Annotated in this window: 10 protein-coding genes; 1 reads left to right on the forward strand and 9 read right to left on the reverse strand. The window is 66.0% G+C overall.

What is annotated here, in order from left to right:
- The coding region (locus tag V9E98_12735; GenBank protein MEI2717831.1) for a hypothetical protein at positions 1-431 on the reverse strand (431 nt) is incomplete at its 3' end.
- 137 nt (positions 432-568) lie between these two features.
- Here V9E98_12735 and V9E98_12740 point away from each other — a divergent pair.
- A complete protein-coding gene (locus V9E98_12740) occupies positions 569-2542 on the forward strand; it encodes an AarF/UbiB family protein (GenBank protein MEI2717832.1) in 1974 nt (657 codons plus the stop codon).
- Between the two features lie 34 nt (positions 2543-2576).
- Here the strand turns inward: V9E98_12740 and V9E98_12745 are convergent, their stop codons facing one another.
- The 8 genes from V9E98_12745 to V9E98_12780 all read right to left on the reverse strand — a co-directional run bounded on the left by V9E98_12745 (position 2577) and on the right by V9E98_12780 (position 14886).
- Complete coding sequence (locus V9E98_12745) at positions 2577-3344, reverse strand: hypothetical protein (protein MEI2717833.1); 768 nt, start codon at positions 3342-3344, stop codon at positions 2577-2579.
- Positions 3344-4144, reverse strand: a complete 801-nt coding sequence (locus V9E98_12750; protein ID MEI2717834.1) for an ABC transporter permease — start codon at positions 4142-4144, stop codon at positions 3344-3346. Before V9E98_12750 ends, V9E98_12745 begins: the two co-directional genes overlap by 1 nt.
- 99 nt (positions 4145-4243) lie before the next feature.
- A complete protein-coding gene (locus V9E98_12755) occupies positions 4244-5653 on the reverse strand; it encodes a sulfatase-like hydrolase/transferase (GenBank protein MEI2717835.1) in 1410 nt (469 codons plus the stop codon).
- Between the two features lie 190 nt (positions 5654-5843).
- Positions 5844-7136 (reverse strand): nucleotide sugar dehydrogenase, encoded by a 1293-nt coding sequence (locus V9E98_12760; GenBank protein MEI2717836.1) that lies wholly within the window; start codon positions 7134-7136, stop codon positions 5844-5846.
- A gap of 269 nt (positions 7137-7405) precedes the next feature.
- Positions 7406-8362 carry a UDP-N-acetylglucosamine 2-epimerase (non-hydrolyzing) gene (gene wecB, locus V9E98_12765; protein MEI2717837.1) on the reverse strand — a complete coding sequence of 319 codons (957 nt, stop codon included), beginning with the start codon at positions 8360-8362 and terminating at the stop codon, positions 7406-7408.
- Positions 8363-8365: 3 nt separating this feature from the next.
- Complete coding sequence (locus V9E98_12770; GenBank protein ID MEI2717838.1) at positions 8366-11218, reverse strand: glycosyltransferase; 2853 nt, start codon at positions 11216-11218, stop codon at positions 8366-8368.
- Complete coding sequence (locus V9E98_12775) at positions 11215-12510, reverse strand: hypothetical protein (protein ID MEI2717839.1); 1296 nt, start codon at positions 12508-12510, stop codon at positions 11215-11217. Before V9E98_12775 ends, V9E98_12770 begins: the two co-directional genes overlap by 4 nt.
- Before the next feature lie 60 nt (positions 12511-12570).
- Positions 12571-14886, reverse strand: coding sequence for a heparinase II/III family protein (locus tag V9E98_12780; protein MEI2717840.1), 2316 nt, complete (start codon positions 14884-14886; stop codon positions 12571-12573).
- Positions 14887-15131 lie beyond the last annotated feature (245 nt).

The following is a 15131-nucleotide window of genomic DNA, read 5'->3' on the forward strand; positions in this document are numbered from 1 at the left end:
TCATGCCACCCCGGCGACAGCTTGGGTACGGGGAGATGGATCGCCGCGTAGCCGTGTCGGTCGGTCACTCCCTCGGCGGTGGCCTTGCCCAACTGGGCGCGCAACTTGACGTCGGGGAAGGCCAACGCGCCGTGCCGTCGCACGTTGGCCGTGAGCACATCCCAGTAGGGGATCCGGCTGCCTTCAGGGAGTCGGGGTGTCTCGATGACGCGGACATGGACGCTGGCGGACCCCTGCGCGACCCATCCCCGGTGCACGATCACGCGGATACCGCGCAGCGTCCCCTCCTCGAGTTTCTGGCTGCGCCGATGCGCCGCATACCGCTCCTCGAGATCGGAGACACGTTTCGCGGCCTCGGGGCTGCGCACCGCCTCGTCGAGTTTGTTCGATGCCGATCCGATGATCTTCTTGGGCAACTCCAGCGGGTCCACGCTCCCAGCATGGCGCCTGTCCTGCCCGAACGCAGGGTGGGGCCAGAAGGGTTCCTCCCGAACGGAGCAGCACTCGTGCGTGAAACCCTCGACGACGGGTGACCCGTTCCTGGAAGGATCGCCTCCGGAGGTGGGTGATGGACAACGAGCCCTTGCAGGTGACCTTCGACATGGACTTCGTCTCCACCGCGTTGTTCCTGCTGGTGATCGGCTGGGTGTCAGGACGCCTACTGGGCGTGAAACGCGGCTTCTGGCGGGCGCTCTTCGCGGGACTGATCGGGTTGCTCGCCGGATACGCCTTGGTCTACGCGCAGTTCGGCGACCTGGACAATCTCAGCGATCCGGATGACCTGGTGCGGTTGGGGGTCGGATTCGTCGGCTACGTGCTGCTGGTCACGATGCTGGCCAGCATCGTGATCGAGGCGATCCTGCGGCCCAAGCACGGCAAGAAGCGCAGTCTGCTGCGCAGTCCGCCCCGACCGTTCCGGTGGATCGGTGCGAAGTTCGCTCTCGTGCAGCGGCTGTGGCAAATCGCCATGGCCGCGCGTCGCAACGGCCTGGTGGGCCGCGAGTACGCATCCCGGGCGGCGCTCGCGACCCCGGAAGGGGCCCGAGCTCTGCGGCTGACGCTCGAAGAGTGCGGGGGGATGTTCATCAAGTTCGGCCAGATCGCCGCAGGTCGCGATGACCTGCTGCCCTCCACCGTGACGTCCGAACTCGCCGAACTGCGCACCGCCGTGAAGCCGCTGCCCCCCGACGTGGTCCACGAGGTGCTGGCCGCCGAACTCGCCGACGCCTACGAGACCGCCTTTGAGTGGTTCGACGACGAACCGTTGGCCGCTGCCTCCATCGGCGTCACCCACCGAGCCCGACTGCGTGACGGACAGGACGTCATCGTCAAGATCCAGCGCCCCCGCATCGACGAGATCGTCGACCGCGACGGACGAGTATTGCTGTGGGGCGCCCGCCAGTTGGAGCGCGGTTCGGACTCGGCTCGGGCGCTGGGAATCGTGGATTTGGCTCAGGAGCTCATCAACAGCGTCAGCCAGGAACTCAACTTCAACCGGGAAGCCGCCAACAACGCCGCGATGCGCCGGCACAGCAACGAGGAGGACGGGGTCGCCTTCCCCGAGGTCTTCCAGTTGTTGACCACGAGGCGAGTCCTGGTCATGGAGGAGGTGCGCGGTGCTCCGGTGTCGGATCAAGCCGCCGTCGACGCTGTCCCCGTTGAGCGAAGGGTCTTGGCGGATCGACTTCTCCGCTCGTTCCTGGATCAAGTTCTGCACGACGGCGTCTATCACGCCGATCCGCACCCGGGGAACATCCTCATCGACTCCAGCGGTGAGTTGTGGTTCATCGACTACGGAGCCGTCGGTCACCTGGATCCGATCACCATCGAGGCGCTGCAGCAGATGGCGATCGGTTTCACCCTGCGCGACCCCGGTGTGCTGGCGCGGGCAGTTCGTCGGATCGCCGGCGGGGCCGGGGAGTCCCTGGACATCCCGAGTCTGGAGTTCGACATGGGCCAGGTTCTGACCCAGGTCGAGGGGGAGGGCTTCGGTCCGACCGCCATCGCAGAAGTCGTCCATGTGCTGCGCCGCCACGACGTCAAGGTGCCCACGGCACTCACCGTCCTGGGTCGCTCCGCCGTCACTCTCGAGGGAACCTTGCGGGAGATCTCGTCGGGATATCGCATGGCCACCGAGGCTCAACGCCTCATCGGGGCCGAGCCGGCCCCCGGGACCGTGCAGGAGATCGCGCAGCAAGAGCTGCTGCGGGCCTTGCCGTCTCTGCGCCCTTTGCCGCAACTGACCGAGGACGTGGGACTGCAACTGCGTAGTGGTCGTCTCGGGTTGCAGATCGAGCGCTACGCGGGCAAGGACCGGATCCATATCGACCAATGGCTGGATCGGGTGATCTGGGCGACTCTGGGAATGGCGGGGCTGATCGGTTCCGCGCTGATACTGATCGCCAGCGAACTCGCTGCGGAGGAAGGGGGCGGGCTCTACCTTCGAGTCATCGGATTCGTGGGCTTGGTAGCCTCCTCAGCGATGCAGATGCGCACTATCGCTCGAGTGCTGAAGCGGCGTTCCCCGGAGGATGTGGGGTAGGTCCCCATGGTTGCAGAGCCAAGGTCGGACGCCGTCAGCGCTCCTTGCGGTCGCCGCGCCGACGCCGCTTTCGCTTCTGCTGCCACCGGCCCTGCTTGTCGTCGATGACCATGCGAGCGAACATGTCGGGATCGAACTCCGAGGACTTGTCGCCGTCCAGGACCAGTCCGCGATCGGCGACCGCCCGGACTTGGCGGACATCCTGGGAGTAGATGACCAGCCCCTTGCCGGCCGCCTTCAGCTCATTCAGGCGCTGGATACATCTGGCGCGGAACTCCTTGTCCCCGACGATCGCCGTGCGGTCGAAGGCAAGCAGATCCACCGGCGCGGTCGTGGCGACCGCGAAACCGATCTGGGCCAGGACGTGCCGTGGCTGGGACTGGCTCTGACGGTGCAGAAGCCGTGAGACTCCGGCGAACTCAACCATGTCGTCGAACTTGCGGTCTATGGCGCGGTCGGACAGTCCGCAGCAGCCGGCGATGAATCTCAGCGACTGCTCGACCGACAGGTACTTCAGCTGCTTGCGACTCGGGGCGACGGACAACAGCGAGCGACGTGGCAAGGTGACCGTTCCCTCGTCGGGGGCGAGCAGGCCCGTGACCAGTCGCAGGAACAGCGCGGGTCGGTGGTTGGCGATGTCGAGGACGAACACGGCCTCACCCGCCTCGAGGTGAAAGTTGAGGTGGCGCACCGGCCAGGTCCGTTCCTTCACTTGTTGGCCCAGGACCGTGGGTACGTTCTCACGCCTCTTGCGCTGCTTCATCTCGACCACGCGCACGCCGACATCGGTCAGGGTGAGCATCAGAAGAGCCGCCGCATCTCGGCGGTGCGCGAGCGCATCAGGATCAGACCGATGACGAAGATGATGACGGTGACCACGGCGGAGATCACGTAGTTCGTCCAACTGGTGAGGATCTCCGGCCAGAACGCGGCCCGGTAGCAGTCGAGGATTCCGTGGAAGGGATTGAGGTAGAGCCACGGGGTGAGCCACTCCGGGAAGTTGCGCTGCGACCAGATCACCGGACTCATCCAGAAGAAGAACCGATTGACCAGGCTCGTCATACGTTCGACGTCGGGGAAGTGGACTGCCAGCGCGGCTCCGATCATCGCGAATCCGAGGCACAAGACGAACTGGAAGACGAGGCCGACAGGGATCAGTAATACTCCCCAGCCGACGTTGGGCTCCCCGGTGAACAGTCGGAACACGATCACGATGATCACGACCACGGGCGAGGCCAAGATCATGTCGACCATCGAAAACAGGACCAGTCGCATGGGCCAGACAACGGCGGGGAGCTTGCTGGTCACCAGTTGGCGGCCGTAGCGACGCAAGATCTTGGGGCCGCCCCCCACCGACTTGTTCAACCACCCCAACGGGAGCAGCCCGGTGATCAGGTACAAGATGAAGGGGGTCTGGGTGATGCCCTTGGTCGACCCGAACAGGAACGCGAAGACGATCCACATGAACGTCGCCTGCAGCAGCGGCTCGCCCATGGTCCACAGCAGGCCGAGCCGGTAGCGGCCGTAGTAGCGCTTGAGGTCCTGCCGGACCATCAAGCCGACGGTCTCGCGGTGGTTGACCAGCTGTTGGACGGTACTCATCGGTTGCCGGTCCCACGGCGAACGCCTGGCCCACGGCATATGGCGGGACCCGGCATCATGGTCCGATCGTAGGTGCCCGGTAGGTGTCCGCGGTTACTTTCAGCGTCGCTTGAATTTGAACTTCCGAATCGCGGGGTAGGTGCCTTCGCACGCGGCGATGGCTGCGGCTCGCAGTCTCATCTTGGTGTCCGTGTAGGCGGGTCGGTCGGCCAGGTTCTCGACCTGCCAAGGGTCCCGCAGGTTGTCATAGAGTTCCTCGGTCCGGTCGCCGTAGTACACGTACTGCATCCGCGTCGTGCGGACGCCGCAGTAGCCAGGGTGAGGGGCACCTTGACCGCCGTCATACGGGGTGGCCTCGAGCAGCAGCTCGAGTCGTTTCTGGTCCCCGAGCGCGTTGACGCCGCTGGTCTGGACGTTGGCTCCGGTGATGGCGGCGATCGTCTCGGCGACATCGACGTTGTTGATCAATCGGTTGTCGGTTCCCACCCGATACATGTGGTCGGGGTACTTGATCATCAGCGGAACCGCGTTGATCGAACGGTGGGGGTACCGCTTGCCCAGTAGTCGTTGATCCCCCCACGCATAGCCGTTGTCGGACATGTACACGATCACTGTGTTGGACAGGTCTCGGTACGTCTGTTGAGTCTCGACGATCTGCCGAACCGCCTCGTCGATCCCCATCAAGGTGTCTGCCTGCTGGCGGACCTGCCGGTCGATGGTCGCCAAGCGGCGTTGACCGAGCCGGTGGGTCGACTGCAGCCAGCGGGGTTTTCCCGACATGTCGCGCTGGTTGAAGGACGGGTTACGGTAGCCACCGGCCTGGAGCATGCGGTCTCGAGTCGCTGTCGTCGCCCGATAGGGGCCGGCATCGAAGGGTTCGTGGGGACCGTACGGAGAGAACCAGATGAACTGGGGTGTGTCCGGGTCGGCGTTGGCCAGTTGCTGGGTGACGCCATTACGGAGTGTGTCGGTGGTGTATCCCGTTCCGGGCAGCCCGTTGACCGATCCCCAGTAGTCGGCTTTGACGAACTGGTGCAGGTTGTCCCACCCTGTGGCATCGGTCTTGTAGCCGGAGAACCCGTTCAGCAACTTGCCGTACATCGAGGTCTCGTATCCCTGCTCCTGCAGAGCCTTGGGCAGGGCGTTGTTCTCGTGGGGTCGGTAAGCCTCGTATCCGCCGCGGTCGTTGTTGAAGTTCGTCCAGACGTTGGTTTCATGCGCGTAGCGGCCTGTGAGCAGGGCCGCTCGAGAGGGACAACACAGATTGGTCGGTACCTGTGCGTTGGGGTAGTAGGTCCCGAGGGTGGAGAAGTAGTCCCACGTGAAGGGCATTCCCTGCTCGGTGCCGGCCCGCTGATCGTCGGTCAGGATGATGATGACGTCGGGCTTGGTCGCAGCGGTTGCCGTGGTCTGGGCCCGCGGCAAACCCGCCAGAGCGGCCACAGCGAGTGCCAGGGTGAGCGCGAGCAGCAGTGCCCGGGAGCGCGCGAAGGTGTTCCTACGCGGCATGACGTGATCCTTTCCAATCCAACTGTGGACAACTCACGGAGAGTAGCAGGCGGCCCAGATACCAGGGCCAGTGTGTGACGTTCCGTAGTTGTTGAACTGCGGAACGTCACGAGACTCACGGGGGTCGGCGGCAGCGGTCCGTTCCGCCAGTCCGAAGTGCGGACACAGCCGGCGATCCTCGGTCGTGAATTCAGGAGCCTCCGCCGCCGATCACCGTCATCGGCACACCGGGGAACGACATCGGATTCAGCACGCGTCGCCCGTCGACGATGGTCCGAACCGGCAACTGCTCGACCCCAAGGTCCCGGTACTCCGGGTGGTCGGCCTGAACGATCGCAGCGTCGGCCGGGTCGCCCAGGTGGTAGGGCTCGAACCCCAATGTCCGCAGCTCATCGTCGGAGAACATCGGGTCCTGCACCTTGGGGACCGCACCGGCGTCGGCCAGGGCTGCGACGGTCGCGAAGACCCCGGAGAAAGCAGTCTCCTTGACCTTGCCCCGGTAACTCGCACCCAGCACCACCACGGTTTGGTCAGTCAGATCACCATGCAGTTGGGCCAGCATCCCGACTGCGTACTGCGGCATCTCGGCATTGGCGGCGCGCGCGGCCCGGACCACGGTGGCCTCGGGATCGTTCCACAAGTACAGCCGTGGATACACCGGGATGCAGTGGCCACCCACGGCGATGCCCGGTCGGTGGATGTGGCTGAACGGCTGCGAGTTGCAGGCGTCGATCACGCGGTCGATGTCGATGGCGTGCTTGTCGGCGAAGCGGGCGAACTGGTTCGCCAAGGCGATGTTGACATCGCGGTAGGTGGTCTCGGCGAGCTTGGCGAGTTCTGCGGCTTCGGCCGATCCCAGGTCCCACACACCATTGGGGTACGGCAGGTCGTTCCTGTCGTCGAACTGCAGGACCTGGGAGTAGAAGCTGAGGCCCTCCTGGGTGCTCGTCGCGTTGATGCCCCCGACGAGCTTGGGGTACCTGCGCAGATCCGCGAACACGCGACCTGTGAACACTCTTTCCGGCGAGAAGACCAGATCGAAGTCGGCACCCGGCGTCAGGCCCGACTCCTCGGCCAGCATGGGACCGAACCGGTTGCGGGTGGTGCCCACCGGCAAGGTCGTCTCGTACGAGACCAGGGTGCCTGGCTGCAGCCCCCGGCCCACCGCTTGGGTGGCGTTGTCCATCCAGGCGAAATCGGGGACCCCGTTGTCATCCACGAACAGGGGCACCACCAGGACAACCGCATTGCTGCCACGCACCGCCTCGGTCGTGTCGGTAGTGGCGGACAGCAACCCGCTCGACACCACCTGGGCGAGGTACTCGGCGAGATGAGCCTCGCCGGGGAAGGGCACCTGACCCGCGTTGACCATTGCCACGGTGTCAGCGTCGACGTCAGCCCCGATCACGGTGTGGCCGCTCCGCGCGAACTGCACCGCCAGCGGAAGACCGATCTTGCCCAGGGCGACGACTGCGATACGCATCCGTCCAGACTAGGCGACGGGCCGAACCCGGATGAACTCGTCTTCGCCGTGGCGAGGGCGCAGCGGCCGGCGCATGCGTGCAGCGAATCGGTCCGGGCAGTTGCCGGTGACGCTGGGCAACGGTCGACCGTGCTCGCCTTGCTCAGATGTCAGGATGCAAGAGGGCTCAGATGTGAGGGTTCAAGAGGGATTGCGCGACGGCCTCGGCCGCGTGTCCCAAGCCATACAGATCCCGGACCCCGGATGCGGGCACCAGGGGTGTGGCCCAGTCAGCGAGCGTCTGACAGGTCCGGGTCGAGCCGGTTCCAGCCCGCCGACACGGTCTCCTCCCATTCGGTCTCCGCCCGCAGAGTGGTGCACGGAGTCCCCAACAGGTAGGCCTCCTTCTGCAGGCCACCGCTGTCGGTGACCACGCTGGTAGCTCCTCGCACTGCGGCCACCATGTCCGGGTAGCCGAAGGGCGCGACCGGGTGCAGCGCGCCACCGGTCAGGGCGATCCCGGAGGCCGCGCATTTGGCGACGAGTCGCGGGTGAGCAGTCAGGACGACTGGTACGGGCTGGGCCCGTAGTGCCGCGATGATGCGGGTCAGGCGCGTGGGGTCGTCGGTGTTGTCGGGTCGGTGCACTGTGGCAACCAGGTACGGACGGTCGGGGTCGATGCCGTCGGGCAAAGCCGGCGGACCTACTTGCTGGGCGACCCGCAGGCACACGTCGGCCATGACGTCGCCCACCAGTCGGCTGCGTTGTGCGAGGCCCTCGCCCGCGAGGTGATCCATGGCCAGGCGGGTCGGCGCCAGGAGCAGATCGGCGGCGTGGTCGGTCAGCACCCTGTTGTGTTCCTCGGGCATGCGGCGGTTGAACGAGCGCAACCCGGCCTCGAGGTGCGCCAGCGGCAGATGCAGTTTCACCGCGACGACGGCGGCGGCAAGGGTGGAGTTGGTGTCGCCGTACGCGAGGACCCAGTCGGGTCGTTCGGCCATCAGGAGCGGCTCGAGGCCGATCATCATCTGACCGGTCTGGACGCCGTGCTCCGCTGATCCGACCTCGAGGTTGTGATCTGGGGGCGGGATGACGAGATCGGTGAAGAACGCCTGCGACATCCGCTCGTCGTAGTGCTGTCCCGTGTGGATGATCCGATGATCGATTCCCGCGGCGGCGAACGCCTCGGACACGGGAGCGAGTTTCACGAACTGCGGGCGCGCCCCTACGACGCTGGTGACCAGCATGAGTCAGTCCGTTCCCGGGCCGCTGAGGCCCATCGCATCGATGATGGACCGCGCGGATCGGCGGCCGTCGTGGTGTCGGCGCGCGAACTCCGGTCCCGCCGCCGACAGTTGCTGCCAGGTCTCGGGATCGGCCGCGAGGTCGGTGATCGCTTGCGCGATCGTGGTCGGATCCGCCGAGACCAGGGGCACATCTTCGCCGTAGGCGACCAGCGCCTCGGGTCCCGGATCCGTGACGACCGGAATCCCGCTGGCCATGGCTTCGACGGCGGCGACCCCCATGATCCCCATTCCCAACTGGTCGACGAAGATGTCGGATTCACGCAGGAGTTCCGGCACCCGGTGATGGGGCACATTCGTCAGCCGCCGGTACCTGATCACGCCGGCGTCGGCCAACTCCTGCAGCACGGGGTCGATGTACCGCGAGCCCTTCAGCATGGACTTGGACGGCAGGTGCAGCACCACCGGGACACCGTGGGGTGGGCGCCGTTCGGGGGCAGCGAAACGGTCGACGTCGATGACCACGGGAACCCATCGGGCGGCCGGGTTCTGGCCGACGAGGTCGGGGGTGCTCACCATGACGGGACCCTCCCACGACGCCAACTGTTCGTGGATGACCCTGGCACGCGTACGCAACTCGTTGGTCACCTCGGCGAAGCCGGGGTCGGGAAACGGTGACCAACGGTGAGTCCGAGCGTGCAGGTCGGGACGGCGCAGTTCCGACCCGTGGAAGATCAGCCCGACGTTGCGCCCGGAGTCTGCCAGTGCCTGGGCTTCGCGAAATCCCCGGCGCCGGGCGGGAGGAGTGCCGGGCTCGGGTGCGGCGATGACCCGCCCTGATTCCAAGATGATGGACTGCGCGGACAGCAGTTCGCGGAACATGAGCTGGACCTGGCGCTGCAGGGTCTCGGCCGAGCGCCGCGCGATGACGACGTCGGCGGGATACTCGAAGGGGTTCTCCGGCAACCGCAGTTCCAGCGACTTGGCGTCCACCCCGCGTGCTCGCAGCGCCCGCGCCCAGGCGTACCCCTGTCCGGCGGAGTTCACGCCCCCGATCAGCACACCGGTCGGTGCCTCGATCGGGACCGGAGGCTTCGGTGTCACCCGCTCGTACAGCGCCGCCAGGACGCTCTCCTGGCTCTGCCAGGAGTTGGCACGGCGCATGTCCTCGGTGATTCGGGCGCGGTAGCGCGACGGGTCGGCCAACACGGTGCGGACTGCTCGGACCATCTCGTCGGGGGCGTTCGGGGCACACACCTCACCAATGCCGGTTCGCTTGACCTCGGCGCCGGACAGTCCGATATCGGTGGCGACGATCGGCAGCCCGGCCAGGATGTACTCGCGGAATTTGGTGGGGATCCCCAGATCCGAGTTGCCGTGGGGTCGGAAAGGGATGATCCCGATGTCGGCTGTCTTCAGATAGGCCGGCACGACGTCTGCCGGAACGTAGTCGAGGCGATGGACCCGATCTGCGATGCCCAGCTCGCGAGCTGACTCGAGAATCTCCTTGGTGGTCTTGCTGCGCCGACTGATGAGGGCCAGGTGGGTGTCCGGCAGTTGGACGAGCGCCTTGAGCGCGAGGTCCACCCCTCGCGTCTGCAGGATGGTGCCCGTATAGACCAGCAGTGGGGTCTGCGGTGGCAGACCACAGTCGCTGCGAACGTCCGACGTGGCTGTCTTGTCTGTCGCGACCGGGGAGTTGGTGACCACGGCAGGGCGGTCGGCGAGATGGAAGTGCTCGACCATTCGGTCGGCGATCGGGTCGGAGACCGTGATGACGGCATCCATGTCGCTCATGTGCTCGGACTCCAAGCGAGCCAGGGCTGCGACCTGCAGGGCATGGTCGCGTTTGATGCCCAACGTCCATTCGTGGGCGTCGAAGACGATCTTCGTCCGATGACCAGCTCTGTTGAGCACCCGCCGGGCCTCAATCGCAGTGGGGATCAGAGTCGGGTCGTGAACGTGGATGATGTCCGGGCGCAACTGCACCACGATGGGTGTGAAGGCATCTGCGTAGTCGCTGACGGCCGGAAACGCGGAACGCGCGGACTCCTCGCCTTCCTGGATTCGGCGTGCCCGGCGGCGCAGGGATCGGCTGCTGGGGGAGCCACTGAGGAACTCCTGCCGGTCCCGGTCGCTCAGCCGTTCCCGGTAGGCATCGAGGCGGCGTGCGATCCGACCGGGCGACTGTCGGTGGGGGGCACCCAAGAGGCCGGACACGGCGCTGGGCGGTGGGGTCTCGCGTTGGCGGTCGAGCCGATGCGTGGCCACGGCCGGACGCAACACGACGACGGACTCTTGGATGAGGTAGTCGCCGTGCGGCTCGTTTCTCGGGCTGCGGCCGACGAGGACCGAGTCGTACCCCACTTGGGACAGTGAGCGCGCGACTTTTTGGACCCGGGAGTCGACGTCGACGGTGTTGTTGACCAACGACACGACCAAGGGCGGTCGCACCGCTGGATCGACGAAGTAGTGGGGAGCGTCCGGCCAAGGGAGTCGGTCACGGTCGAGGAGACTCCGCACATTTGCGGTGGTGGCGGGCAGGCCTCGCTCAGACAGGGTCTGGAGGATTCGCATCGCGGTTTCCTGGCCCGCGATGACAGGCAGGGCGGGAAACCGTTCGGCCACGCACCAGGCGAAGGGTTGCGATCCCTCGTCGGCGCAGACCACAGCGGTCACGTCACCGGACTCCACGGTCGCGGTGAGATCGGCCAGCGCCTTGTCGGCCCAGATCCAACTGCGCGGCCGACCGTCGCTGGGGCGCGGCTGGGCGGGGGCGCGAGACACCTGGATAGGCCCCAGCAGTGCCAAACTCGGGTCGACGTCGATGTCTGGGTCACGAGACAGCAGGACGATCACGAGGCCGCCAACTGCATGACCTGTTCCAGCGCCGGGCCCAGGGCGGCCTCGCGACTCAGGCTCGCACCGAATTTCTGTGCCGCAGACAGGTCGGTCGAGTCGCCAGAGCGTGAGTCGGAGATGGCGGCTCGCAGAGTGTCCGCGGCCGCGTCGATCGTCATCGCGCTGGTCAGATGGAACCGGGGATAACCGGCCAGCACCCGCACCGCATCCGACTGCGGGTCGACGATGCCGGCGATGGGAAGTCCGGTGGCACCGTATTCGTACGTCTTGCCGCCGGTGACCATGACGCCCCCCTCCTTTGCCAGCAACAGCACGTCCAGATCCGCATAGGCGGAGGCGATCTCGGTTCGGCTGAGGTGGCCGTGCCAGGAGACGCCGTCGGTCGCGGCGATCTGGGCGGCGGCCGCCTGCCACGCCGGCGACCCCGTGGCGTAGCCCAAGGGACCGATGAAGAGCAGCTCGGCGGGGTGGGTCAGTTCGGCGTGGACCCGCTGCCACGCACCCAGGACCACGTCCATCGGGAAGTTCGTGGGGACCAAGCCGACGTAACCGACTCGCAGTCGGTCGCCGGGGGTTGCCCGAATGAGGCTCGGATCGACGGTACCGGGATCCCAGCCGTTCTCCACTACCTGGAATCTGTCCGCGAACTGGGGGAAGCGATCCCGGTGCCAGTCGGCGATGGGCGGGTTCACGAACCACATCTGCGATGCGCAACGGAACCACCGTTCCGCGAAGGGCCGACGCGCGGCGAACAACTTGTGCTCGCCCCCGGTGAACACGTCTGCCAGGAACGAGTCCCGGTCGTCCAACACGACTGGGATCGCGTCATCGGAACCGACGTTCACTGCGGCCTCAAGATCGCCGTAAGGCGATCCGGTGGACCAGATCAGATCCACGGGATCATCGTGGTGCAGTTGCCGCAGGGCATCGTCGATCCGCGGCAGCCAGGTGTCGTACACCTTCTCCGGGAACGCGGGGACAATGCGGTTGCGCTTCTTGGCATGATCGCTGGAGTCGCCGGCTCGTTCAGGGCCCCAGTCGTTGATCACCGGCCAGGCGTTTTCGGGATAGAAGGGTACGTACCGCATAGCGATCCGAGCGTCGATTCGCTGTTCCAGGCTGGTGTCGGCGCCGTAGTGGATGAGGAAGACCTCACGGTCCGCGGCGATCACAGTCACGCGAGCACCAACTTTGGCCAAGGCGTTGGCGACGGCCAGAGGTCGAAATGCCCCGGATCCACGGAAGGGCGGGAAGCCCCAACTCACCACGGCGATGTGGGGGCCCGTCACCCGCTCATGATGCCATGGTGCCGACCACACCCCGCTGTGCCTCGGATGTGAGTCCGGGGATCACTCGACCAGCGTCACGGCACCGTTCTTGGCCACGGTGACCTTCACCCGCAGGGGAGCGCCCGACCCGGCTTCGTTGACCGCCTGCACCACGATGGTGGCCGGCCCCTTGGGGAGTTCCGGCAGGGTGACCCCGGCCTTCTTGGCCTCCACCTCTTCGCTGCCGGCCTTGACGACATAGCCCGTGATCCTGCTACCACCGTCCGATTCCGGGGCGACCCACCGCAGCCGGTACTTCTTGCCGTACTTGGCGAGTTCCGGCGTCAGTGGTGCACCGGGAACTGTGCGCGGTGTCACCTCGACGGGCTCGGAGTAGGGCCCCAGGCCTCGCTTGGTGATGGCCGCGACCCGGACCTGGTAGTTGGTGCCGTTCTGCAGTTTCCGGGCCCCGGCACGCAACTTGGTCGCCGACTTGGTGTCGGCCACGACCGTGCGCCAACCGAACGATGGGTCGAGCAGTTGAACCCGGAAACCACGGACGGACTTCAGAGTCTTCTTCAGCGCCTTGTACTCGGCGATCTCCTTCTTGGTCGCCTTGTCATCCGGCTCCGGAGGCCATGCCCATCGGATCATGGCCTTGTTGTTACGCGGTTCGGGCGTCACGGTCAGCTCCGGCAACGCCTTGATGGCAGCGGCACTGGTGAACATCTGGAAGGTGGTGCTCAGGCTCTGGTCGGCGCTGATGCGCAGTTCCGGTGCGGCGACGACCTGCTTGAACCCGCTCGCGATGAGGCCGGCATAGGGCGCGACCAGGGACGAGGCGACCGGCGTGACGGAAGCACCGGGGGAGGTGGTGACCACGAGCACCTTGCCACCGGGCTCGTTGTAGATGATCTGATTGCCGTTGATGGAGGCTTGGGTCCACTCGGGGGCCAGGTGCCAGTACTGCGTCAATCGGCCCCGCTTGCCCCACGTCAGGCTGTCGATGACCTCGAGGGACTTGCGCGCCTCGTCGACCAGGACCTCGCGGATCTGGGGCGGCCCGTTGTCGGACGACTCCATCGTGATGGTGTCGAGGGTGCCGTCCCGCTTGACGTTCAGGGAGCGCACCTTGAGGTCGTTCTTGTACTTGCTGGCCGGCATGGCCCGGTTGTGCGCGACGTTGGATTTCAGCCAGTCGGTGAGATCCGTCGAGGCGTCGTAGTCGTACTGACCTGGGTCGACCAGGACAGGCAAGCCTTGGGACTGCCAGGTGATGGCCTGGTTGTCGTCGTGACCGTGGGCTCCGCGCCGGTCACGGTTCAGTGCCGTCCAGTAGGTCGTGTTGGTGTCGGTCCACGACCAACGACCCATCGCCACCCCGGCACCGGAATCGACGAACTGGAGCGGACGGGCCGGGTTCGGATCGGGCTGGCGGACCGCGTCATCCAACCGGGAGTTACCGATGGTGGCGATGCGACCAGTGGGGCTCACGAGGTGCGGCAGCACTTCCGCCGCCTGGTTGACCCGCTGGTCGATGGCGGCAGCCTCTGCGGCATAGCCGCGGTTACGCAGGTCGTCGGCCACCTCGCGCCAGCCGACGACGTTGACCGACTGGTAGAGAGTCGACCCCTCGTAGGACCAGCCGTTGGAGCTGAACACCTGGGCCGAGTCGTTGATCAGGCGATCGATCGCGATTTGGCGGTAGTCGGGGCGATCCAGCCGCTTGGCCAGATCGAGCAGGACGAGGTTGGCGAGCATGCCGTGGTTGTGGACCTCGCGCTGGGGTGGTCCCTTATAGCGGTTCGGGTCGACGAGCGCTTCGGCATGCATCGTCAGAAGGTCGCGGATGCGCTCGGCTCCCGTGTAGCTGGACAGACACAGCAACGCCTCCGCCCGCCGGAAGGTGGTCCCTTCGTCCCAGCCGATCGAGTTCGACAGGTCGGTCAACTCCGGGGTGGCGCTGCCGGGGTCGGGGAAGTTGCGGGCGGCTCGGATCGCGGGCACGGCCATCTGTTCGGCCAGGTCGTTGCGACCTTGCTCCTGGAAGTCGACGGCAGCCACCGCCAGCCAGAGCAAGGAGCGGTACCACATGACGCGGGAGACGTCGACGAACGGCGAAGTGCCGATCTCGAAGGTGTTCAGGTCGATCGGCTGAGTCTCGTCCAGCAGGGTCAGGGTGCCGGGCGGATCGAACCGGGAACTTCCGCGGTACAACTCCAGCCGGCTGAGCGGGCGGGCACACCACTCCGACTGAGGCACGGGACTCGTCACAGCCGAGACGGCCACGGTGGGCTGGGCTGGGGCTGCCTGAGCTACTGGGGGTGCGGTCAGGAGGGCCAGTCCAGCGCCAAGCGCGACGACGCTGCCGAGGACACGTCTGCTGGGGGAGTTCACCGGTTCGTACCGCCTGTGTCTTGTGGTGGGTGGCTGGAGCGAGGTTCGGAGTTGGTGGGTGTTCTTTGTTCCAGTGTTCGTCATTCCAGCGTAGGTGTGTCGGAGTACTGCTGTGCTCACTGTTGACCGTTACTGGGGGTAGGTCGATCCCCACCCCGCCCGGTTGTTATGGATTCGTAACCAAAATCAGGCGCAACTCAACTTCACGGAGAGTTAGTTGTTCTCCGCGAACCTGGTCCATCATA

The organism is Candidatus Nanopelagicales bacterium, assembly GCA_037045355.1.
GTDB lineage: Bacteria > Actinomycetota > Actinomycetes > S36-B12.

Coding starts and splice junctions, on each gene's coding strand:
- wecB (MEI2717837.1), bottom strand. CDS start 8,362: ATGCTGGTCACCAGCGTCGTAGGGGCGCGCCCGCAGTTCGTGAAACTC.
- V9E98_12750 (MEI2717834.1), bottom strand. CDS start 4,144: ATGAGTACCGTCCAACAGCTGGTCAACCACCGCGAGACCGTCGGCTTG.
- V9E98_12745 (MEI2717833.1), bottom strand. CDS start 3,344: ATGCTCACCCTGACCGATGTCGGCGTGCGCGTGGTCGAGATGAAGCAG.
- V9E98_12760 (MEI2717836.1), bottom strand. CDS start 7,136: ATGCGTATCGCAGTCGTCGCCCTGGGCAAGATCGGTCTTCCGCTGGCG.
- V9E98_12755 (MEI2717835.1), bottom strand. CDS start 5,653: ATGCCGCGTAGGAACACCTTCGCGCGCTCCCGGGCACTGCTGCTCGCG.
- V9E98_12740 (MEI2717832.1), top strand. CDS start 569: ATGGACAACGAGCCCTTGCAGGTGACCTTCGACATGGACTTCGTCTCC.